Below are 21,136 nucleotides of genomic sequence, written 5' to 3'. Positions count from 1 at the left end.
TTGATACATGAAACCCGGGATCAAGATCAAGAAATATCTCGAAATCGAAATTGAAATGTCTTTAGGGCTCCAGGCCAATGGGGAAGAACACCCCATCACTCCACACTCCCAGCCAGCGCTGGCCATCCAGAACACGCGTCTGTGCCAGCTCCACCAACTGGTAGAAGACATTGCGATGGATCAGCGCCTCAAGGTTGTTTCGAACCAGAACATAAGGCGCAGGCTCCTGGGTCAGCAGGTCGATCACCACCCGCAGCGGATGCTCGAGGCTGGCAACCACCTGCTCGTCGACATTGCTGGTAAAGCGCAACAGTTGCCCTTCACCCTGCCCTTCGACCTCCAGGGTCACGGCGACGAAGGGAGCATCGTCGACCTTGATGCCCACCTTCTCCACCGGGGTGATGAGGAAGTAATCGTCACCATCGCGGCGGATGATGGTGGAGAACAGCTTGACCATCGGCTTGCGACCGATGGGCGAACCCAGGTAGTACCAGGTGCCGTCGCGGGCGATACGCATGTCGATATCGCCACAGAAATCGGGATTCCACAGGTGGACCGGCGGCAGGCCCTTCTCGGCCTTGGGAATCTGCGCCAACAGGTCGTTGGCCTTGCCTGGACCACTCATGTCGCTCTCCTCGTTCAATCAGTCGCTCAGGCCCAGCAAACCGCGGGCATATTGCTGCAACGGCGGGCCCAGCAGGTCCTGGGGCTTGTTGTCGTGGAACGTCAGTAATCCGCCACGACTGCGAATACGGGTCGTATCGATCAGGTACTGGGTACTGGTTTCGATCAACATGATCTGGATGGTGCTGGTATCGACGCCCAGGCGATCCACCGCCTCCTGGTCCAGCCACTCATCGGAGTTGCCGATACGGTCGTCGGCCTTGGCGAAACGAGCGTAGAGCAAATAGTGGGCGCCCGCTTCCCGGGCTTCGGCCATGGCTTCGTTCAAGCCTTCGGGAGCTTTGGCCCGGCGCACCATGGGGAAATACTCGACAAAGCCGTTGAAGGCCTCTTCGGCCACTACGTTGGGTCGCGGGTAAGCACCGCCCGGCGGTACAAAGTGCCCTTGGGCGATGAAAATGAACGAATCCGGCTGAATGCGGAATGAACTGGTACGACGGGTATCGCTGTGATCGAGCATCCCCGCATCGCTCAGGTGATAGCGCACCCCCTCGCCCATATCACTGACATTCATGCAGCCGCCGAGTGCCAAAAAGGCCAGCAGCAAAACCAGGCTACGCATCCTACCCTCCAAAAACCGGTGACGGAAAACCGGCGAATGGCCACGGGATGCAGCTTCCGCGCCAGCTAGGCAAATGGAGGACATTCCAGCGTCGGCCAAACTAGCCGCCGATGATTTTCATCACCGTGGCGCCGCCGGAAAAGGCCAGGTCCTGCTTGTCGCCCAGGGCCTTGACCAGCAGGCGCTGGAGCGCCGGCAAGGCTTGATGGCGCGGCTTGTCCAGCAGGTCGCCAACATAGTGGCGATTGCTTGACGACAGGCAGCCGTGCAGCCAACCGGTCGAGGACAGGCGCAGGCGCGAGCAGGTCCGGCAGAACGGCACGCTTTCGTTGGCAATCACCCCAAAATGACCGCGCCCGGGAATCTCGTAGCGCACGGCGGTCGCATCCAGCGGCGCGTCGGCCTGGAGGTACTCGTAGTGCTCGCCGATCATCTCCAGCAACTGTTGCAGGCTGACAAACTGCTGCAGGAAGGCATTGCCGTCGCTGGCCAGGTGCCCCATGCGCATCAGCTCGATGAAACGCAGCTCATAGCCTCGCTCCAGGCAGTAGTCGAGCAGGGGCATGACCTGATTCAGGTTCTGCCCGCGCAACGGCACCATGTTGACCTTGATCTTCAGCCCGGCCGCGCGTGCTTGCTGCATGCCATCGAGCACGCTGGCCAGATCGCCACCCCGGGCGATGCTGCGAAAAGCCGCGGCATCCAGGGTGTCGAGAGAAACATTGATCCGGCGGATCCCCGCGTCCACCAGCAATGGCAGCTTGCGTGCCAGCAACTGGCCGTTGGTGGTCAGGCTGATGTCCTCCAGCCCCATGCGTCCGACCGCGGCCATGAAGGTTTCCAGCTTGGGACTGACCAGCGGCTCACCACCGGTGATGCGCAGCCGCTCAATGCCGGCCGCTTCAATCAGATACGCCACGCCCCGAGCCATTGCCTCGGCCGACAACTCATCCTGGGCAGCCACCAGCCGCTTGCCGTTGGGCACGCAGTAGGTACAGGCGTAATTGCAGGCGGACGTCAGACTGATCCGCAAATTGCGAAAGCGCCTGCCTTGACGATCAACGATCATGGATGACTCCGGCGTAGGAAGGGAGAACCGGCCAAAACCTGACTCAAAAATCAGGTTCTGGCAAGTCCCATGCCTGAGTATATTCCTCGGACACTGCGCCATACAGATGGTCGATGGCGCAATACAACGGCTGAATGCCTTAGCTGTTCGAGGTGTCAGGGTCGCGCTTGCGCTTGTTGCCCATGCGCACGCCGATGTCCATCAGGAACTGGAAGAAGCCCTCCTGGTCCTCGAGCACATTGCTCCAGAACGGCGAGTGGTACAGTGCCACCGCGCCATGCACCAGCGCCCAAGAGGCGCAGTAGTGGAAGTAAGGCGGTACGTCTTCGAGCTTGCCTTCGCTGATACGGCCCTTGATCAGCAAGGTCAGGCGCTCGAAGTTGGAGGCGCGGATCTTGTGCAGTTCCTCGACCATTTCCGGCACCTGATTGCCCTTGACCACCTTCTCTTCCAGGCGGTCGAACAACCGGTAGCGCTGCGGGTCGCGCATGCGAAATTCGAAGTAGGCCCTGGACAGGGCTTCCTTGTCCTTGTCGACATCGGCCGAGTGCAGCAGCTCGTTCAGGTCACGCTCATAGTCGAGCATCAGGCGCAGGTAGATCTCCGCCTTGGACTTGAAATGCTTGTAGATGGTCCCTTTGCCGATACCCACGGCATCCGCAATCATCTCGACGGTGACACTGTCTTCACCTTGTTCGAGGAACAGCTTGAGCGCGGTATCGAGAATTTCTTGCTCGCGGCGACGAAACTCACGGACCTTACGAGGTTCTTTCTGCATAAGAAAAGGTCTGTTCGGGGTCAAAATCGAAGCCGCGTATTATGCCTAACTTGCGCCAAAATGCACGGATCATCCTTCGTTGCAGCTGTTTCTGGCGGAAAAGCCCACCTGACGCCAGCCCCTGAATGGGTCGCCGAAACCAGGAAAATCCCGTGAATACGGGGTCGGCGCGCGGTTCACATAGCAAACATCCAGGGCCTTCGAGCCTCGGATCAGACCGCAAAGTCTAGAGCTTTTCCATAACAGGGTCCCGACACCCGCCCACGCCCCCTACTCGACGAAAATACATTCACGAGTCGCAATGACGTCATTGCTTGTCAGCTTCGTTGCTTAATGGAGATTAGAAAAAACCCTGAAAAGCACCGAAAAAGACATCGAGAACGGACGAACATTCTGAAAATGCCGATGCCATTGATCAGGATCAGGCTGAGTGGAGGACTGAACTGCAACAGCTTGTGTGCAAAAAGCGCGGCAACAATCGTTGTTTTACGCCGCATTGCGCCAAAAACAGTGAAAAAGAGCGGAATTACAGGAAAAAATGCGGCGAACCTCGAAAAAATGAGAACTCAAGCGAAGCGCGCGTATTCCAAATTTGTTTAAAAACCAAGCAGGGGCAACTGGACTGAATGCAATAGTGATCAATACTTCAACTGTCGGCGGGACATCTCCCCCAAGTGAAACGCCGATTTAGGTACCGATGGACCGCGTGCCTTAGTTTTACTCCTAATGGTCTTAACCCGGATTCCCCCCCCAGAACCCGGGTTTTTTTTGCCTGAAATTCAAGCTTTCCACCACCGGATCAAGCCCCGCTCTTGACCCGAGCCAGGGGAAACAGGCGCTTGAAGTTGGCCGTGGTCTGTTCGGCAAAGGCCTCATAGGCCTCGCCGCGCAGCATCGCCAGGAACTCCGCCACTTCGCGCACGTACTGCGGCAGGTTGGGCTTGCCGCGATAAGGGATAGGCGCCAGGTACGGCGAGTCGGTTTCCACCAGCAGCCGATCGGCAGGCACCTGGCGAGCCACATCGCGCAAGGCATCGGCATTGCGGAAAGTGACGATGCCCGACAGAGAGATATAGAACCCCAGGTCCAGAGCCGCCTTGGCCATGTCCCAGTCTTCGGTGAAGCAATGCAGCACGCCGGCATTGGGCAATGCGGCTTCCCGCAGCAGCGCCAGGGTGTCGGCACGGGCACCGCGGGTGTGCACCACCACCGGTTTGCCGGTCTGCTGCGCGGCCTGCAGATGCAGACGGAAAGACTCCTGCTGCAGCTCGGCCGCTTCCGGTTCGTAGTGATAGTCCAGACCGGTTTCGCCAATGGCCACCACCCGCGGGTGGTTCAGCTCCTCCAGCAGCCAGTCCAGGGCCGGCGCCGCGCCGGGCTGCACGTCCAGCGGGTGCACCCCTACCGAGCAATCGACATCGTCGTAACGCTCGGCCAGGGCCTTGACGTCCGCGGCGTTGTCGGCACTGACGCCAATGCACAGGAAGTGCCCGACACCGCGCTGGCGGGCAGCGGCCAGTGCCGCATCCAGGGAACCGTCATGGGCGGCAAGGTCGAGACGATCAAGGTGGCAATGGGAATCTACGAGCATGGGAGCCTACAACTACATCCGATCAATGAAAGGGCCGGGCGTTGTCGTCCGACCGGATACCAGCCTGATTCAGGAGCAGGCCGCTCAGTGCCGGGACGGCAACGCCGCCCATTGCACCAACAGTGCCTCCAACAGCAACACGCGGTTGAGGTTGGCCTTGCTCAGGACCTTCTGTCGCTGGGCCAGGATCCAGTCCTGGATCGCCAGCACCTTGTCCTGGCCGGACTTCTGCGCCAGGTACTGCAACACCTTGCGCATGTCCGGCAGGCCCAGGCCGTCCTCGTCCTGGGTCAGCTGGTAACGCAGGACCAGGTTCGACCAGTCACAGAACCAGTCGAACAACAGCAACAGCGGGATGGCGTTCCAGGCCTCGGCCAGCTGGGTCGGCGATTGCTGCTGCTTGAGCAGTTTCTTCACCCCGTCCACCACCAGCGCCCGCTGCTCGCGAACCCCCTGGGCCTGCAAGCCGACAGCGGCCAGCGGTGATCCGGCGGCCAGGGTCAATAGCTCCAGGCGCTCCTCATCGGAACATTCGGGCAGGGCCCCGGCCAGCCATTGCTGGCTCATCGCCGCGCTGGGCAAGGGACACGCCTGCTGGACACAGCGACTCTTGATGGTCGGCAGCAAGCGGCTCGGCTGATGACTCACCAAGAGCAGCACGGTATCCCCGGAAGGCTCCTCAAGGCTTTTCAGCAAGGCGTTGGAGGCATTGATATTCATCGACTCCACCGGCTCGATCAGCACCACCTTGCGCCCCCCCAGCTGCGCGGTCTGCACCACGAAGCTCACCAACTCGCGCACCTGGTCGACCTTGATCGCCTTGTCCGCTTCTTCGGGCTCCAGCACGTAGTTGTCCGGATGACTACCGGCCTGGAGCAACAGGCAGGACTTGCACTGGCCACAGGCATCCAGCCCGTTCGGACGCTGGCACAGCAGACGCGCCATCAGGCGTTCTGCCAGGGCTCGCTTGCCAATGCCCGCCGGGCCGTGCAGCAGATAGGCGTGGGCATGTTGCGTGCGCCCGGCCAACTGCTGCCAGAGGCCGTCCTGCCAGGGAAAGACTTCAGCCACGGGCGCGCTCCAGCAATTGCGGGAGCAAGGCGTCCAGGGACTGCTGGACCCGGGCCAGGGGCTGCGCCGCATCCACCAGGCAATAACGCTGAGGAGCGGCGGCGGCGCGTGTCAGGTACGCCTGGCGCACCTTCTGGAAAAACGCCTGACCTTCCTGTTCGAAGCGATCCAGCCGACCGCGGGCACTGGCCCGAGCCAGGCCGACATCCACCGGCAAGTCGAAAACCAGGGTCAGGTCCGGGCGCAGCTCACCCTGGACGAAACGTTCCAGGGCCTCGATGCGCTCAAGGCTAAGGCCACGACCGGCCCCCTGATAGGCGTAGGTCGAATCGGTGAACCGGTCACACAAGACCACCGCGCCGCGAGCCAGTGCCGGGCGAATCACTGTGGCCAGATGCTGGGCACGGGCGGCAAACACCAACAGCAACTCGGTGTCGGCATTCATGACTTCCTCACCCGGCGTCAGCAGCACTTCGCGAATCCGCTCGGCCAAGGGCGTGCCGCCGGGCTCACGGGTCAGCACCACCTCGATACCCGCGGCGCGCAGGCGCTCGGCGAGGTACTCGCGGTTGGTGCTTTTACCGGCCCCTTCCGGGCCTTCCAGGGTAATAAACAAGCCAGTCACAGGCAGTCCTTAATCAAAGTCATTGCGGGCTTTTCGGCGCGGGCGCAGGTTCCACCGCAGCGGGAGCCTCGGCGGGCGCTGGCGACGCGCTGTCCGGGCTCGGGGTGACGGCAGGCGCCGGGCTCTCGGCCTCGGGCGTGGCCGGGGCGGCCAGCGGCGCCGGACTGGAGCGGTAGTCGGCGCGACGCTTGAGCTGGAACTCGCGCACCGCACTGTTATGGGCATCCAGGTCATCGGAGAACACATGGCTGCCATCGCCCCGGGCAACAAAATACAGGCTCTTGCCCGGCACCGGATTGAGGGCGGCGTGAATCGCCTCGCGCCCGACCATGGCAATCGGCGTCGGCGGCAGTCCGGCAATCACGTAAGTGTTGTAGGGCGTGGCTTCCTTGAGATGAGCCCGGGTCAGCTTGCCGGTGTAGCGCTCGCCCAGGCCATAGATCACCGTCGGGTCGGTCTGCAGCAGCATGCCGATCTGCATGCGCCGCACAAAAACCCCGGCGATCTGTCCACGTTCCTGGGGCACGCCGGTTTCCTTTTCCACCAGCGACGCCATGATCAGTGCCTGATAGGGATCGCTGTAAGGCGCGTCATCAGCCCGCTTGCTCCACTCTTTTGCCAGCACATCGTCCAGGCGATCGTAGGCTTTTTCCAGAAGCTCGGCGTCGGTCATGCCCTTTACAAAACGATAGGTATCGGGGAAGAAACGCCCTTCGGGAAACACCCCGCCGTGGCCGAGCTTTTCCATCACCTGAGTGTCGCTGAGGCCAGCCAGGGTCTGCTGCAGCTTGTCGCTCTTGGCCAAGGCATTGCGCACCTGGCGGAAGTTCCAGCCTTCCACCAGGGTCAGGCTGTACTGCACCACCTCGCCGCGTTGCCAGAGACCGATCAGGCCCTCGGCGGTCATGCCCGGCGTCATGCGGTACTCGCCACTGTGCAGAGGCTGGCCCTGAAGATTGAAGCGCCAGTACAGACGCAACCAGAACCCATCCCGGATCACGCCATCGGCTTGCAGACGATTGAAGGTGCCGGTGGGCGTCGAACCGGCGGGAACATCCAGCAACTGCTCCTGGGAGAGGTTCAGCGGTTGTTCCAGGGCCGAGTGCAGTTTCCAGGCACTCGCGCCCAGCAGCAGCCCTGCCAGGACCAGTCCGGTTTCCAGCAGGAGCAGTAATTTACGTCTCACGAATCAAGCATCCAGTAGTGCGCGGGTAATGCCCTGCAGTTTACGGGTGAGCGGTCCCGCCGACCAGCGCATCCCGGCACAGGCACGCACCGGCCAGATGCCATAGACGCTATTGCAGACGAAGACTTCGTCCGCCTGCTGCAACTGATCGAGGCTGATGTCCGTGACCTCCACGGAAATTCCCAGTGACGCGGCCTGAAACAGAATTTCCGCGCGCATCACCCCGGCCACCCCGCACCGGCTCAGGTCGGCTGTCAGCAAGCGCCCCTGGCTGACCAGGAACAGATTGCTGAACACCGCTTCGATCACTCGCCCGGCGCCATCGAGCATCAAGCCTTCGGCATGCTCGGCATCACGCCATTCGGCGCGAGCCAGCACCTGTTCCAGCCGGTTGAGATGCTTGAGGCCCGCCAGCAACGGCTGCTCGGATAAGCGCGTGGCACAGGGAAACAGCACAATGCCATGCTCGGCATTGGCCGGGGGATAGGCCGGCAAGGCAGCGCCCTGGAGAATGCGTCGCGCCGTGGCTGCCGGATCGGCGGCATAGCCCCGCAGACTGTCGCCGCGGGTCAGGATCAGCTTGAGCACGCCCTCCCCCAAGGCCGCCGCATAGGCCAGCACTTCGTGGCGAATCAGTGCCTGATCGGCATTCAGCGCCAGACGTCGACAACCTTCGGCCAGGCGCTGCAAGTGCCGCTCCAACAGTTGCGGCTGCCCGGATCTGACAGCGATGGTCTCGAACAGACCATCGCCATAGGCCAGGCCGCGGTCCTTGAGCGACACGGCGTCAGCCGGCCGACCGTCGACCCAGCAGTGCATCACTCGGAGAACCGGCGGAACACCAGGGAGCCGTTGGTGCCACCAAAACCGAAGGAGTTGGACAGCACCACATCAATGTCCATGCTGCGCGCAGTGTGCGGCACGAAATCGAGGTCGCAGCCCTCATCCGGCTCATCCAGGTTAATGGTGGGCGGCGCGACCTGGCTGTTGATGGCCAGCACGCTGAAGATCGCCTCGATCGCCCCGGCGGCACCCAGCAGGTGACCGGTCATGGACTTGGTGGAGCTGACTGCGAGCTTGTAGGCGTGCTCGCCAAACACGGTCTTGATCGCTTCGGCTTCTGCCAGGTCGCCGGCAGGGGTCGAAGTACCATGAGCGTTGATGTACTGCACCTGATCGACATTGAGCTTGGCGTCGCGCAAGGCATTGGCGATGCAGCGCGCGGCACCGGCGCCGTCGGCAGGAGGCGAAGTCATGTGATAGGCGTCGCCACTCATGCCGAAACCGATCAGCTCGGCGTAGATGGTGGCGCCACGAGCCTTGGCGTGCTCCAGCTCCTCCAGCACCAGGGCGCCGGCACCGTCGGACAACACGAAGCCATCACGCCCCTTGTCCCAGGGACGGCTGGCACGGGTCGGTTCGTCATTACGGGTCGACAGCGCACGGGACGCGCCGAAGCCGCCCATGCCCAGGCCACAGGCGGCCATCTCGGCACCGCCGGCAATCATCACGTCGGCTTCACCGTAGGCAATGTTGCGCGCGGCCATGCCGATGCAGTGGGTGCCGGTGGTGCACGCCGTGGAAATGGCGTAGTTCGGCCCCTGGACACCCAGGTGGATGGACAGGAAACCGGAAATCATGTTGATGATCGAGCCCGGCACGAAGAACGGAGAAATCCGGCGCGGGCCGGAATCGTGCAGGGTGCGGCTGGTTTCCTCGATATTGGTCAAACCGCCAATACCCGAGCCCATGGCCACGCCGATGCGTTCACGGTTGGCATCGGTGACTTCCAGACCGGCGTTGCGCACCGCCTGAAATCCGGCCGCCAGACCGTACTGAATGAACAGGTCGAGTTTGCGAGCCTCTTTGGCCGACAGGTACTCCTCGACATTGAAGCCCTTTACCGAGCCGCCAAAACGGGTGGAATAGGCAGAAAGGTCGGTGTGTTCGATCAGACCAATGCCACTTTGGCCAGCCAGAATGCCCTGCCAACTACTCGGCACATCCGTACCCAGTGGCGACAACATACCCATACCGGTGACTACGACGCGTCTACGCGACACAGCACTCTCCTTTTTCTAATGACGACACTTTGTATCAGGCCTAAAGAAAAAACCGCACGCCGTAACGGCAGTGCGGTTTTTCCATGACAGCAAAAGACGACTAAAAACGATTAAGCCTGGTGGCTGGTAACGTAGTCGATAGCTGCTTGAACGGTAGTGATCTTTTCAGCTTCTTCGTCAGGGATTTCGGTCTCGAATTCCTCTTCCAGAGCCATCACCAGCTCAACGGTGTCAAGGGAGTCGGCACCCAGGTCTTCAACGAAGGAAGCGGTGTTCACAACTTCTTCTTCTTTAACGCCCAGTTGCTCAGCAACGATTTTCTTGACGCGCTCTTCGATGGTGCTCATACCTTGTTTTCACTCCTAATGGACAAATTCAGGCAGCTGGCCAGTGGGTAAGTGTATAGAAAGGCTTTTCAGCTTTTCAACTGAAAGCTTCGTCCCTCAAACCCTTTGGCCATCTGCCTATAAATTGATTGCAGCTTTATAACGGATTTTAGACAGCTCGTATGACATTTTTTTGAAGCAATCCGTCACATTTGACTCACATATACATCCCGCCATTGACCGGGATTGTAGCCCCAGTAACGTATGCCGCACCGTCGGATGCCAGAAAAGCGACCACTTGCGCGATCTCTTGAGCCTGACCCAGACGACCCAGCGGAATTTGCGTCAGCAGGGCTTCACGCTGTGCTTCCGGCAACTCGCGGGTCATATCGGTGTCGATAAAACCTGGAGCAACCGAGTTCACAGTGATCGACCGCGAACCCACTTCACGCGCCAGGGCACGGCTGAAACCTTCCAGACCGGCTTTGGCGGCGGCGTAGTTTACTTGGCCGGCGTTGCCCATGGCACCCACAACCGAGCCAATACTGATAATTCGACCCCAACGAGCCTTGGTCATGCCGCGCAGAACGCCCTTGGACAGGCGGTACAAGCTGTTCAGGTTGGTATCGACCACGTCGTACCACTCGTCATCTTTCATGCGCATCATCAAGTTGTCGCGGGTGATGCCGGCGTTGTTCACCAGAATCGCCGGCGCACCGAACTGCTCAGTGATGCTGGCCAGCACTGCAGCCACGGACTCGTCGCTGGTGACATTGAGCTCAAGGCCGGTGCCCTGAATGCCGTTTTCCTTGAGGGTAGCGGCGATGCGCTCGGCACCGGAGGCGGAAGTGGCTGTGCCCACCACGATAGCGCCCATACGACCCAGCTCAAGCGCGATGGCCTGGCCGATACCACGGCTGGCGCCGGTCACCAGTGCAACTTTACCTTGCAGACTCATGCAAGCTTCTCCTAGTTCAGGCCAACGCTGCACGGGCGGCAGCGAAGGCATCTGGGGTATTCAGGTTAGAGGTCGACACGCCTTCGGCGCAGCGCTTGTTGAGACCGGCCAGGACCTTGCCCGGACCGCATTCCACCAGCTGGGTGGCGCCTTGGGCTGCCAGGGTCTGCACCGACTCGACCCAGCGCACAGGCTTGTACAGCTGCTCCAGCAGATCGCGTTTGAGAGTATCGAGGTCGGCCGCTACGGCGGCGCTGACATTCTGTACCAGAGGAATCTGCGGCGCCTGCCAGTTGATCGCCGCGATCGACTCGGCAAAACGTTCAGCCGCAGGGCGCATCAGCTCGCAATGGGACGGCACGCTGACCGGCAATGGCATGGCGCGCTTGGCTCCGCGCGCCTTGCAACCCTCGATAGCACGGTCCACCGCCGCCTTGGCACCAGCGATCACCACCTGGCCCGGGGAGTTGTAGTTCACCGCACTAACCACTTCACCTTGAGCCGCTTCTGCGCAGGCCGCCACGACATCGGCGTCGTCCAGACCAAGAATGGCCGCCATGCCGCCTTGACCTGCCGGCACGGCTTCCTGCATCAGCTGACCACGACGTTCGACCAGCTTGACCGCCTCAGCCAGAGTCAGGCTGCCAGCCGCCACCAGGGCGCTGTATTCACCCAGGCTGTGACCCGCAACGAAGGCCGGACGCGCGCCACCCTCGGCCAACCAGACGCGCCACAGGGCGATGGAGGCGGTGAGGATGGCCGGTTGAGTCTTGTCGGTTTGATTGAGCAGCTCTTCGGGACCTTGCTGGGTCAGAGCCCAGAGGTCGTAGCCCAGAGCATCGGAGGCTTCCTTGAATGTGTAGAGGATCAGTGGGTACTGCGCGCCCAACTCGGCCAACATGCCGAGGGACTGCGAGCCCTGTCCTGGAAAGACGAATGCGAGGGATGCAGACATGTAACAAGCCCCTAATGATCTTGTCGTCGGAGAATTGACGTCACACCGCAGTGGACGCAAGAAACTGACAGTTGGATGGCCAATTGAACTGAGCGGTCACATTTAAGCACTCCACAGGATAAACGCCTAAAGCAACAGATCTTCAAGGCGCCCGTGCAGGCGTCGCGGCAAGTCTTCCTGGATTTCGATCAGCGCGCGCTGAATTGCACTCTGAAACCCCTGAACACCCGCAGAACCGTGGCTTTTCACCACTATTCCCTGCAATCCGAGAAAGCTCGCCCCATTGTGCCGAGCCGGCGCCAGGTCCGCCTGCAATCGCCGCATGAGCGGCAAGGCCAGCGCACCGACAGCCCGGGACAACAGATTCCGCCTGAACAATGCCTCGATACGGGCAGCGATCATGGTGGCCAGCCCCTCGCTGGACTTGAGCAGGATGTTGCCGACAAAACCGTCGCACACCACCACATCTGCCTCGCCGCGATACAGTCCGTCACCCTCGACGAAGCCTATGTAGTTCAGACCCCGCGCCTGCTGAAGCAGGCTCGCCGCTAGCTTGACCTGCTGGTTGCCCTTGATGTCTTCGGTGCCGATGTTCAGCAAGGCCACTCTTGGCCGCACTATGCCCAGGCATTGCGCTGCAACCGAACCCATGATTGCGAATTGCAACAGGTGCTCGGCACTGCAATCGACGTTGGCCCCCAGGTCCAGCAACTGGCAATAGCCACGCTGAGTGGGAATCGCCGCCACCATCGCCGGACGGTCGATGCCGGGCAGGGTTTTGAGCACGTAGCGCGACAACGCCATCAGCGCCCCGGTATTGCCGGCACTGACGCAGGCCTGGACCTTTTCATCCCGCAACAGCTCAAGCGCCACCCGCATCGAAGAATCGGGCTTACCGCGCAGAGCCTGGGCAGGCTTCTCGTCCATGGTGATCACTTCACTGGCAGGAGCGATTGTCAGGCGCGCGCGATCCACAGCCGAATGGCCGGAAAGCAGATCTTCAAGAAGGGAGGGTTGACCCACCAGGGTCAGATGCAGCGAGGGGGTAGCAGACAGGCAAGCAATACTGGCCTGAACAATGCTGCGGGGACCGAAGTCCCCGCCCATTGCGTCAATCGCGATGACTTGAGCGGACAAGGATTACTCGTCAGCGCCCTTGTCGATCACTTTACGACCACGGTATACGCCTTCTGGCGATACGTGGTGACGCAGGTGAACTTCACCGGTGGTCTTTTCTACGGACAGAGTGCTTGCCTCGAGAGCATCGTGGGAGCGACGCATGTCACGGGCAGAGCGGGATTTTTTGTTCTGCTGAACAGCCATAATTGATTAACTCCTAAACGTTTGGGTCACGCTTTAACTGCGCCAATACACTGAACGGGTTGGACCGCGTTACCTCGTCCTCGCTCGGTTCGGGCTCATCGAGCCCCGCCGGCTGCTGGCATTCTTCCGGATGATGAGCAGGCACGATGGGCAAGGCAAGCAAAAGCTCCTCCTCGATCAACGCCTGCAGATCCAAAGGATCTTCGCCCAGTTCCAGCACGTCATAACCTTTCGGCAACGACTGGGTATTCGCACCCTCCTTCACCACGGCGTAACTGCACTCGCTGTGGATCGGCAGGGTGACCAGCTCAAGACAACGCTGGCAAACCATTTTGACTTCGACGTCGATGGAGCTGTGGATAACTACAGCTTTACGCTCGTCACGCTCGAAAACGAATTTAGCCTGCACCGTACCGACATTGTCGGAAAGCGGGTCGCAGAGTCTCTCCAAATCGGCCAGCAGCAGTTCACCTTGAAGGGTGGTGCCACGGTCAGCCAATTTGCGCGGGTCAACGTGAGGTGGAATCGGGTCATTCAACATAGGCGCAGCATTATAGGGATGCCCCCAGCCATGTCAAAGGAAATTCAGCCCTGTCCGTCACTTGCCAGCCCCGCTAGAATTCCCGCCCCACCCCAGGAGATGCGCATGCTGCCTTTATTACTCGCCTCGAGCTCGGTCTATCGCCGGGAATTGCTGTCCCGCCTGCAACTGCCCTTTACCTGCAGCTCTCCCGATATCGACGAAAGCCACCGACCAGGGGAGCCCGCCATGGCACTGGTGAAACGCCTGGCGGAAGAAAAGGCCCGCGCCCTTGCAGCCACCCACCCGGATCACCTGATCATCGGCTCGGACCAGGTAGCGGTACTGGGGGAACGCATCATCGGCAAACCCCACACCTTCGACAAGGCACGCCAACAACTGCTGGACGCCAGCGGCGCCAGCGTGACCTTCCTCACCGGCCTGGCCCTGCTCAACAGCCGGACAGGCCACTGCCAGGTCGACTGCGTCCCCTTCACCGTGCATATGCGCACCCTCGACCAGCAACGCATCGAGCGCTACCTGCACGCCGAGCAACCCTTCGACTGCGCCGGCAGCTTCAAGGCCGAAGGCCTGGGAGTCAGCCTGTTCCAGAGCACCACCGGCAGCGACGCCACCAGCCTGGTAGGCCTGCCATTGATCCGCCTGGTGGACATGCTGCTAGCCGAAGGCGTGGCCATCCCCTGACCAGACACTAAAAAGCCGGCACTCTGGCCGGCTTGGTTTGTTCAGCACCGCTCAATCAGCGCAAGGCCGGCCCCTGAAAGCCCATCCACATGGCGATCTGTTCGGCCACGCTGGCACCCAGCTTCTTCGAGAAGCGATCGAGTGGCGACTCCTGGACAGTGAAGTCCACCAGCTCTTTTTCACCAATCACGTCCCGCGCCACCGAGCTGGTATTACCCAGGCCGTCGATCAAGCCCAGTTGCAACGCCTGCTCACCGGACCAGACCAACCCCGAGAACAGCTCAGGATGCTCTTTATCCTTGAGGCGCTCGCCACGACCCTGCTTGACGCTGGCTATGAACTGACGGTGAGTGGTGTCCAGCACGCCCTGCCAGAACTGAGTTTCATCAGGTTTCTGCGGCTGGAACGGATCAAGGAACGACTTGTGCTCGCCGGAAGTGTAGGTACGGCGCTCGACCCCCAACTTCTCCATGGCGCCGACAAACCCGTACCCGGCCGCCGTAACGCCGATGGAGCCCACCAGACTCGCCTTGTCGGCATAGATCTCATCGGCAGCACTGGCGATGTAGTAAGCACCAGAAGCCCCCAGATCAGAGATCACCGCATAGACCTTGGTGTCCTTGTGCAAAGCCCGCAGACGACGAATCTCGTCATAGACGTAACCAGACTGCACCGGGCTGCCGCCAGGGCTGTTGATGCGCAGAACAATACCCTTGACCTTGGGATCATCGAAGGCGGTGCGCAGACTGCCGACGATATTGTCCGCACTGGCCGACTCCTTATCGGCAATCACACCCGTGACATCGATCACCGCGGTGTAGCTGCCGCCACGAGCCGCGTTCTTTTCCATGGTCATCAGCGGCGTGAACAAAGCCAACGCCACAAACAGATACACAAAGGTCAGCAGCTTGAAGAAGATCCCCCAGCGCCGCGAACGACGCTGCTCCTGAACACCGGCCAGGAGCGTCTTTTCCAGCAGCTTCCAGCTCTTGTCATCACTCTCTTCAGCGCCCGCCTTGCTTGGCGCTTTCCATTCGTCGCTCATGCCTGCTACCCCAGCAAAAACTTATTCGGCAGCCTGACTCAGCCAGGCATGCAATTGAGGAAAACGGTCGATGGACAAGCGCGGCTCGAAAGCCTGCAAAGCCTCGATGGACTGAGCACCGTAGCTCACAGCCACCGAATCCATGCCGGCATTGCGCGCCATCAACAGATCAAAGGAGGAATCGCCAACCATCAGAGCCTGCCTTGGCCCGACTCCGCAATGAGCAAGAATTTCCTCCAGCATCAATGGATGAGGCTTGCTGGCGGTTTCGTCGGCTGCCCGGGTGATATCGAAATATTCTTCCCAGCCATGGGCCTTCAGCACCCGATCCAATCCGCGCCGGGCCTTGCCCGTGGCAACTGCCAACCGATAACCCTCGGCCCGGAAAGCCTCCAGAGACTGCACCACGCCAGCAAACAACGGCGAAGGCTCAGCCTCCAGCGCGATGTAGTGATCCGCGTAATGCTGACGAAAGGCCACCAACTGACCCTCGTCGATTTCGGGATACAAGGTACGAATCGCCTCCGGCAAGCCAAGACCGATGATGCCTTTGACGGCAAAATCGTCACGCCGGGGAAAACCGGAGCGATCGGCCGACACATGCATCGACTCGACAATCCGACCAATGGAATCCGCCAGAGTGCCGTCCCAATCGAAGATCAACAGCTGGTAATCAGGGTGCACTCAAGCGCTCCACGGTCTTGGCCCACATTTCATCCACTGGCGCCTGCAGCTTCAGCTCGCCGCCATCAGGCAGCGGCACCGTCAACATATAGGCGTGAAGGAACAGGCGCTTGCCGCCCAATTCGCGAATCTCGCGGGTGAAATCATCGTCGCCGTACTTGCTGTCACCGGCAATGCAGTGCCCGGCATGCAGGGTGTGCACGCGAATCTGGTGAGTGCGACCAGTCACCGGCTTAGCCTCGACCATGGTGGCGAACTCGCCGAAGCGGCGCAGCACCTTGAACACCGTCAAGGCCTCCTTCCCTTCTTCATTGACCTCCACCATGCGCTCGCCAGAACGCAGGTTGCTCTTGAGCAAAGGCGCGCGCACCTGCTTCAGGGCCGTTGCCCAGTGACCACGCACCAGTGCCATGTAGCGCTTGTCCACACCATCACCACGCAGCGCGGCGTGCAGGTGGCGCAACATGCTGCGCTTCTTCGCGATCATCAGCAGACCGGAGGTGTCGCGATCGAGGCGATGCACCAGCTCCAGCTCCTTGGCATCCGGACGCAACTGACGAAAGGCTTCGATAACCCCGAAATTCAGGCCGCTGCCGCCGTGCACGGCAATGCCGGCGGGCTTGTTGATCACAATCAGCGCCTTGTCTTCAAAGACAATCGAGGCTTCCAGTCGCTGCAACAAGCCTTGAGCCAGCGGCACCGGTTCGTCACGCTCGGGCACGCGCACCGGCGGCACGCGCACCACATCACCGGCCTGCAGCTTGTACTCGGGCTTGATGCGCCCCTTGTTCACCCGCACTTCGCCTTTACGCAAAATGCGATAAATCAAGGTCTTGGGCACGCCTTTGAGTCGCGCGAGAAGGAAGTTATCAATACGTTGGCCGGCATATTCCGGCGAGACCTCAAGCAATTGAACGCCTGGAGTCGAGGGGGCAGTAGTCGTCATGGCGCGAATGATAACAATTTTTTATGGATTTGAAGCACTTAATGATTGCTGCTATAGTCGCGAACGCCGCCAAAAGCGGCTGGACAGCGGAACAGCGGCAACTAGCCGGCCCTGACCAACGCAATTCATAAGGACGCAAGGCCGTCCTACGCAGCTCTCGCTACATACCGGAAGAGTCTGACGTTGTAACAAGCGCAGGTGACATGAGGCCTGAAACCCGTAAAAAGCAGAGTTATCACTCGCCTTTTATGCAGCGATTAACGGCCAGTTCACAAAGTGCAGTCAGCGCCTGACAACCCCAAGCGAAGGTTGTGGAAACAACGCCTTTAGCCATGATGCGTGACCTCCCCTTTCGGAGTTCACGGTAAATGCCAACCCGCTGCGGATTCTGCGCGCGGCAGCACCCGAATTATCAGGGATACGTGTAGGGTGGAGATGCACAACCGTCGGACTGTGTAGCATTAGGCTTTATTCAAGACGCTTCATCTCGTCCACAGTCGCCGGTTGATTCCTCCTCCTGACAGACTTTTGCTTAAGCGGTGCCTTAGTCACCACAGCAAGCAGGACGCGTGAGTCGCGACTTCGTTCTTAGTTATTCGGACGAACCTCGCTAGACACTCGAGTGGTCAACCACTCCTGACGCACCTGACACCGACCGTGAGAAGTCGTGTGTGCCGAACGCCGTTTCCGGCAGCCCGGAAACCGACGGTACTACATGAAAAGAATGCTGATTAACGCAACTCAACCCGAAGAGTTGCGTGTTGCCCTGGTAGACGGCCAGCGCCTCTACGATCTGGACATCGAGTCCGGTGCACGCGAGCAGAAAAAGGCCAACATCTATAAAGGCCGCATCACTCGCATCGAACCAAGCCTCGAGGCTGCCTTTGTCGACTTCGGCTCTGAGCGCCACGGCTTCCTGCCCCTCAAAGAAATCTCCCGCGAATACTTCAAGAAAGCCCCCGAAGGCCGCGTCAACATCAAGGACGTCCTGAGCGAAGGCCAGGAAGTCATCGTCCAGGTCGAGAAAGAAGAGCGTGGCAACAAGGGCGCCGCCCTGACCACCTTCATCAGCCTCGCCGGTCGTTACCTGGTACTGATGCCGAACAACCCGCGTGCCGGCGGCATCTCCCGCCGCATCGAAGGCGAAGAGCGCAACGAACTGCGTGAAGCGCTGAACGGCCTGGTAGCTCCTGCCGACATGGGCCTGATCGTGCGCACTGCCGGCCTGGGCCGCAGCAGCGAAGAGATGCAGTGGGACCTGGATTACCTGCTGCAACTCTGGACCGCCATCAAGGAAGCCTCCCTGGATCGCTCCGCGCCATTCCTGATCTACCAGGAAAGCAACGTGATCATCCGCGCGATCCGCGACTACCTGCGCCAGGACATCGGCGAAGTGCTGATCGACAGCGTTGAAGCCCAGGACGAAGCCCTGACCTTCATCCGCCAGGTGATGCCGCAGTACGCCAGCAAGATCAAGCTGTACGAAGACAGCGTGCCGCTGTTCAATCGCTTCCAGATCGAAAGCCAGATCGAAACCGCCTTCCAGCGCGTGGTCGAACTGCCTTCCGGCGGCTCCATCGTCATCGACCCGACCGAAGCCCTGGTGTCCATCGACATCAACTCGGCTCGCGCCACCAAAGGCAGCGACATCGAAGAAACCGCCCTGCAGACCAACCTGGAAGCAGCGGAAGAAATCGCTCGCCAACTGCGTCTGCGTGATATCGGCGGCCTGATCGTCATCGACTTCATCGACATGACCCCAGCCAAGAACCAGCGCGCCGTGGAAGAAAAAGTCCGCGAATGCCTGGAAGCCGACCGCGCCCGCGTGCAGATCGGCCGCATCTCGCGCTTCGGCCTGCTGGAAATGTCCCGTCAGCGCCTGCGCCCTTCCCTGGGCGAAAGCAGCGGCATCGTCTGCCCACGCTGCAATGGCACCGGCATCATCCGTGACGTCGAATCGCTGTCCCTGGCGATCCTGCGCCTGATCGAAGAAGAAGCCCTGAAAGACCGCACCGCCGAAGTTCGCGCCCAAGTGCCGATTCCGGTCGCCGCCTTCCTGCTCAACGAAAAACGCAACTCGATCACCAAGATCGAACTGCGCACCCGTGCCCGCATCGTCATCCTGCCGAACGATCACCTCGAAACGCCGCACTTCGAAGTCCAGCGTCTGCGCGATGACAGCCCGGAAGCCAACACCAACCAGTCCAGCTACGAAATCGCCGCGGCCGCAGCCGAAGCCGAAGAAGTGCAGCCAGCCGCCGCCACCCGCACCCTGGTTCGCCAGGAAGCCGCGGTGAAGACCGCACCGGCCCGCGCCAATGCCCCTGTGCCGACCGAAGCCGTCGCTCCGGTTGCCGCTCCAGCCCCGGTTGCTGCCGAGCCAAGCCTGTTCAAAGGCCTGGTCAAGTCCCTGGTCAGCCTGTTCGCCTCCAAGGAAGAGCCGGCCGCTCCGGTCGTGGTCGAGAAGCCGGCAACCGAGCGCCCTGCCCGCAACAACGAAGAGCAGCGTCGCAACGGCCGTCAACAGAGCCGTAACCGCAACGGTCGCCGCGACGAAGAGCGCAAGCCACGTGAAGAACGTGCACCGCGTGAAGAGCGCGCACCACGGGAAGAGCGTCAACCTCGCGAAGTGCGTGAAGCTCGCGAAGAAGTCCAAGGTGTAGCCCGCGAAGAACGCGCACCACGTGCTCCGCGCGAAGAGCGTCAACCACGCGCCCCACGTGAAGACCGCAAGCCACGTGGCGAGCGTGAAGAGCGTGTTCGCGAACTGCGCGAGCCTCTGGATGCCGCTCCGGCCGCCGCCGCTGCTACCGCCGCCGTTGCCGTTGCCGTTGCCGAAGAACGCCCGGCTCGTCCGCCACGGGAAGAGCGCCAGCCGCGTCCGCCGCGCGAAGAGCGTCAGCCACGCGCCGAACAGGCTCAGGCCGCTGCCGCCAGCGAAGAAGAAGCACTGCCGAACGAAGAGCAACTGCAGGAAGAAGGCCAGGACAACGCCGACGGCGAACGTCCACGCCGTCGCTCCCGCGGCCAGCGTCGTCGCAGCAACCGTCGCGAGCGTCAGCGTGATGCCAACGGCAACGTGATCGAGGGTTCGGAAGAGAACGCCGAAGAGCCAAGCAGCGCCGATCTGGCCGCCGGCCTCGCGGTCACTGCCGCTGTTGCCAGCACCGCCATCAGCGCCAACGCTGAAGCACAAGCGCATCAGCAAGCCGAACGCGCGACCGCCGCTGTTGCAGAGCAGGCTCCGCAAGCACCTGTGGTCGAAGCCACTACTGAAGTGGAAGCGCCGGCTGCTCCAGCTGTTGAACTGGCCCCAGTTGAACAGGCCCCAGCGGCCGAAGTTGCTCCGGTTGTTGCAGAGCAGCCTCAGGTTGAAGTCGCCGCCGAACCCGCCGTGACTGTCGAAGCACAACCTGTGGTAGCCGAGCAGCCTGTCGCAGAACCTGCGGTCCAGGCGCCGGTGGTTGAGGAAACAGCCATCGAGCCTGCCCAGGAAGCTCCGGCCCCGGCCCCGGCCGCTGAACCTGTTGCCATCGAGCAGCCAGTGATTGCCCAGCAGCCTGCCCAGGCTGAAGAGCCTGCACCGGCTGTTGCCCCTGCCATCACCGAAGCCCCGGCTCCAGTGGTTGAAGCGGCTCCGGTGAGCGCCCTGACCAGCAACGGTCGCGCACCAAACGATCCGCGCGAAGTGCGCCGTCGCAAGCGTGAAGCCGAGCGTCTGCAGAAGGAAGCCGAGCTGGCTGCCGCTGCCGCCCCGGTTGAAGCGGTGGCTGCTGCCGAGCCCGCTCCGGTCGAAGCGCCAGTGGTGGTCGAAGCCGCTCCAGCGCCAGTCGAGGCGACTGAAGCAGCACCTGCGCCGGTCACCGAACCTGTGGTAGAGCAACCTGCCCCGGTGGTGGAAGAGGCACCGCACAACGTCGAGCACGCCGTTGAGCACGTAGACCACACCGAGGAAAAGCAGCACGAGCCTAAACCTCTCGCCTGACTCCATCGGCAATGAAAAAGCCCCGCCCGGGTAACCGGGCGGGGCTTTTTCATGCCCGCC

Annotated in this window: 21 protein-coding genes; 2 read left to right on the top strand and 19 right to left on the bottom strand. The window is 61.1% G+C overall.

Annotated features, from left to right (window positions below; translation table 11 throughout):
• Positions 1 to 61 precede the first annotated feature (61 nt).
• The 16 genes from PST29_RS09185 to PST29_RS09115 all read right to left on the bottom strand — a co-directional run bounded on the left by PST29_RS09185 (position 62) and on the right by PST29_RS09115 (position 13,732).
• Positions 62 to 625 (bottom strand): DUF1285 domain-containing protein, encoded by a 564-nt coding sequence (locus PST29_RS09185; protein WP_060842864.1) that lies wholly within the window; start codon positions 623 to 625, stop codon positions 62 to 64.
• A gap of 18 nt (positions 626 to 643) precedes the next feature.
• Entirely contained in the window at positions 644 to 1,246 is a 603-nt protein-coding gene (locus PST29_RS09180) for a DUF4823 domain-containing protein (RefSeq protein ID WP_060838247.1), read from the bottom strand.
• 100 nt (positions 1,247 to 1,346) lie between these two features.
• On the bottom strand, positions 1,347 to 2,315 hold the full coding sequence (locus tag PST29_RS09175; protein WP_060838246.1) for a GTP 3',8-cyclase MoaA: 969 nt from the start codon (positions 2,313 to 2,315) through the stop codon (positions 1,347 to 1,349).
• 139 nt (positions 2,316 to 2,454) lie between these two features.
• Positions 2,455 to 3,093, bottom strand: a complete 639-nt coding sequence (locus tag PST29_RS09170; protein ID WP_011060125.1) for a TetR/AcrR family transcriptional regulator — start codon at positions 3,091 to 3,093, stop codon at positions 2,455 to 2,457.
• A gap of 799 nt (positions 3,094 to 3,892) precedes the next feature.
• Entirely contained in the window at positions 3,893 to 4,684 is a 792-nt protein-coding gene (locus PST29_RS09165; protein ID WP_060838245.1) for a TatD family hydrolase, read from the bottom strand.
• A gap of 84 nt (positions 4,685 to 4,768) precedes the next feature.
• Positions 4,769 to 5,755: a DNA polymerase III subunit delta' gene (locus tag PST29_RS09160; RefSeq protein WP_060838244.1), complete on the bottom strand. Its 987-nt coding sequence runs from the start codon at positions 5,753 to 5,755 to the stop codon at positions 4,769 to 4,771.
• Positions 5,748 to 6,380 carry a dTMP kinase gene (tmk, locus tag PST29_RS09155; protein ID WP_016968275.1) on the bottom strand — a complete coding sequence of 211 codons (633 nt, stop codon included), beginning with the start codon at positions 6,378 to 6,380 and terminating at the stop codon, positions 5,748 to 5,750. The genes PST29_RS09160 and tmk overlap by 8 nt, the downstream gene beginning before the upstream one ends.
• A gap of 19 nt (positions 6,381 to 6,399) precedes the next feature.
• On the bottom strand, positions 6,400 to 7,566 hold the full coding sequence (gene mltG, locus PST29_RS09150; protein WP_060838243.1) for an endolytic transglycosylase MltG: 1,167 nt from the start codon (positions 7,564 to 7,566) through the stop codon (positions 6,400 to 6,402).
• Positions 7,567 to 7,569: 3 nt separating this feature from the next.
• A complete protein-coding gene (gene pabC, locus PST29_RS09145; RefSeq protein ID WP_060842863.1) occupies positions 7,570 to 8,385 on the bottom strand; it encodes an aminodeoxychorismate lyase in 816 nt (271 codons plus the stop codon).
• Complete coding sequence (fabF, locus tag PST29_RS09140; protein ID WP_060838241.1) at positions 8,385 to 9,629, bottom strand: beta-ketoacyl-ACP synthase II; 1,245 nt, start codon at positions 9,627 to 9,629, stop codon at positions 8,385 to 8,387. Before fabF ends, pabC begins: the two co-directional genes overlap by 1 nt.
• Positions 9,630 to 9,739: 110 nt before the next feature.
• Positions 9,740 to 9,976: an acyl carrier protein gene (gene acpP, locus PST29_RS09135; protein WP_003175607.1), complete on the bottom strand. Its 237-nt coding sequence runs from the start codon at positions 9,974 to 9,976 to the stop codon at positions 9,740 to 9,742.
• Positions 9,977 to 10,172: 196 nt separating this feature from the next.
• A complete protein-coding gene (fabG, locus tag PST29_RS09130; RefSeq protein ID WP_047284730.1) occupies positions 10,173 to 10,913 on the bottom strand; it encodes a 3-oxoacyl-ACP reductase FabG in 741 nt (246 codons plus the stop codon).
• A gap of 16 nt (positions 10,914 to 10,929) precedes the next feature.
• On the bottom strand, positions 10,930 to 11,868 hold the full coding sequence (gene fabD, locus PST29_RS09125; RefSeq protein ID WP_060842862.1) for an ACP S-malonyltransferase: 939 nt from the start codon (positions 11,866 to 11,868) through the stop codon (positions 10,930 to 10,932).
• A 126-nt stretch (positions 11,869 to 11,994) separates the two neighbouring features.
• Positions 11,995 to 13,005, bottom strand: coding sequence for a phosphate acyltransferase PlsX (gene plsX / locus PST29_RS09120; RefSeq protein WP_082729196.1), 1,011 nt, complete (start codon positions 13,003 to 13,005; stop codon positions 11,995 to 11,997).
• Positions 13,006 to 13,008: 3 nt separating this feature from the next.
• Positions 13,009 to 13,191: a 50S ribosomal protein L32 gene (gene rpmF / locus PST29_RS30795; protein ID WP_003179396.1), complete on the bottom strand. Its 183-nt coding sequence runs from the start codon at positions 13,189 to 13,191 to the stop codon at positions 13,009 to 13,011.
• 13 nt (positions 13,192 to 13,204) lie between these two features.
• The gene (locus tag PST29_RS09115) at positions 13,205 to 13,732 is read right to left on the bottom strand and encodes a YceD family protein (protein WP_009047832.1); all 528 of its coding nucleotides are present in this window, start codon (positions 13,730 to 13,732) and stop codon (positions 13,205 to 13,207) included.
• Positions 13,733 to 13,837: 105 nt separating this feature from the next.
• Between PST29_RS09115 and PST29_RS09110 the strand changes: the two genes are divergently transcribed.
• The gene (locus PST29_RS09110) at positions 13,838 to 14,416 is read left to right on the top strand and encodes a Maf family protein (protein WP_060838238.1); all 579 of its coding nucleotides are present in this window, start codon (positions 13,838 to 13,840) and stop codon (positions 14,414 to 14,416) included.
• Positions 14,417 to 14,471: 55 nt separating this feature from the next.
• Here the strand turns inward: PST29_RS09110 and sppA are convergent, their stop codons facing one another.
• The 3 genes from sppA to rluC are packed head-to-tail and all read right to left on the bottom strand — an operon-like array spanning position 14,472 to position 17,091.
• Positions 14,472 to 15,461, bottom strand: a complete 990-nt coding sequence (gene sppA / locus PST29_RS09105; protein WP_060842861.1) for a signal peptide peptidase SppA — start codon at positions 15,459 to 15,461, stop codon at positions 14,472 to 14,474.
• A gap of 21 nt (positions 15,462 to 15,482) precedes the next feature.
• Positions 15,483 to 16,145, bottom strand: a complete 663-nt coding sequence (locus PST29_RS09100) for an HAD-IA family hydrolase (protein ID WP_060842860.1) — start codon at positions 16,143 to 16,145, stop codon at positions 15,483 to 15,485.
• Positions 16,135 to 17,091: a 23S rRNA pseudouridine(955/2504/2580) synthase RluC gene (gene rluC / locus PST29_RS09095; RefSeq protein WP_016965316.1), complete on the bottom strand. Its 957-nt coding sequence runs from the start codon at positions 17,089 to 17,091 to the stop codon at positions 16,135 to 16,137. Before rluC ends, PST29_RS09100 begins: the two co-directional genes overlap by 11 nt.
• Before the next feature lie 715 nt (positions 17,092 to 17,806).
• On the opposite strand from rluC, the gene rne reads away from it, so the two are divergent.
• Entirely contained in the window at positions 17,807 to 21,076 is a 3,270-nt protein-coding gene (rne, locus tag PST29_RS09090) for a ribonuclease E (protein ID WP_060842859.1), read from the top strand.
• Positions 21,077 to 21,136: the final 60 nt, after the last annotated feature.

Source organism: Pseudomonas sp. St29, assembly GCF_001547915.1.
Taxonomy (GTDB): domain Bacteria; phylum Pseudomonadota; class Gammaproteobacteria; order Pseudomonadales; family Pseudomonadaceae; genus Aquipseudomonas.
This window is presented reverse-complemented; position numbering and strand designations above follow the sequence as displayed.

Coding starts and splice junctions, on each gene's coding strand:
- PST29_RS09185 (WP_060842864.1), bottom strand. CDS start 625: ATGAGTGGTCCAGGCAAGGCCAACGACCTGTTGGCGCAGATTCCCAAG.
- PST29_RS09180 (WP_060838247.1), bottom strand. CDS start 1,246: ATGCGTAGCCTGGTTTTGCTGCTGGCCTTTTTGGCACTCGGCGGCTGC.
- PST29_RS09175 (WP_060838246.1), bottom strand. CDS start 2,315: ATGATCGTTGATCGTCAAGGCAGGCGCTTTCGCAATTTGCGGATCAGT.
- PST29_RS09170 (WP_011060125.1), bottom strand. CDS start 3,093: ATGCAGAAAGAACCTCGTAAGGTCCGTGAGTTTCGTCGCCGCGAGCAA.
- PST29_RS09165 (WP_060838245.1), bottom strand. CDS start 4,684: ATGCTCGTAGATTCCCATTGCCACCTTGATCGTCTCGACCTTGCCGCC.
- pabC (WP_060842863.1), bottom strand. CDS start 8,385: ATGCACTGCTGGGTCGACGGTCGGCCGGCTGACGCCGTGTCGCTCAAG.
- acpP (WP_003175607.1), bottom strand. CDS start 9,976: ATGAGCACCATCGAAGAGCGCGTCAAGAAAATCGTTGCTGAGCAACTG.
- fabG (WP_047284730.1), bottom strand. CDS start 10,913: ATGAGTCTGCAAGGTAAAGTTGCACTGGTGACCGGCGCCAGCCGTGGT.
- fabD (WP_060842862.1), bottom strand. CDS start 11,868: ATGTCTGCATCCCTCGCATTCGTCTTTCCAGGACAGGGCTCGCAGTCC.
- rpmF (WP_003179396.1), bottom strand. CDS start 13,191: ATGGCTGTTCAGCAGAACAAAAAATCCCGCTCTGCCCGTGACATGCGT.
- PST29_RS09115 (WP_009047832.1), bottom strand. CDS start 13,732: ATGTTGAATGACCCGATTCCACCTCACGTTGACCCGCGCAAATTGGCT.
- PST29_RS09110 (WP_060838238.1), top strand. CDS start 13,838: ATGCTGCCTTTATTACTCGCCTCGAGCTCGGTCTATCGCCGGGAATTG.
- sppA (WP_060842861.1), bottom strand. CDS start 15,461: ATGAGCGACGAATGGAAAGCGCCAAGCAAGGCGGGCGCTGAAGAGAGT.
- rluC (WP_016965316.1), bottom strand. CDS start 17,091: ATGACGACTACTGCCCCCTCGACTCCAGGCGTTCAATTGCTTGAGGTC.
- rne (WP_060842859.1), top strand. CDS start 17,807: ATGAAAAGAATGCTGATTAACGCAACTCAACCCGAAGAGTTGCGTGTT.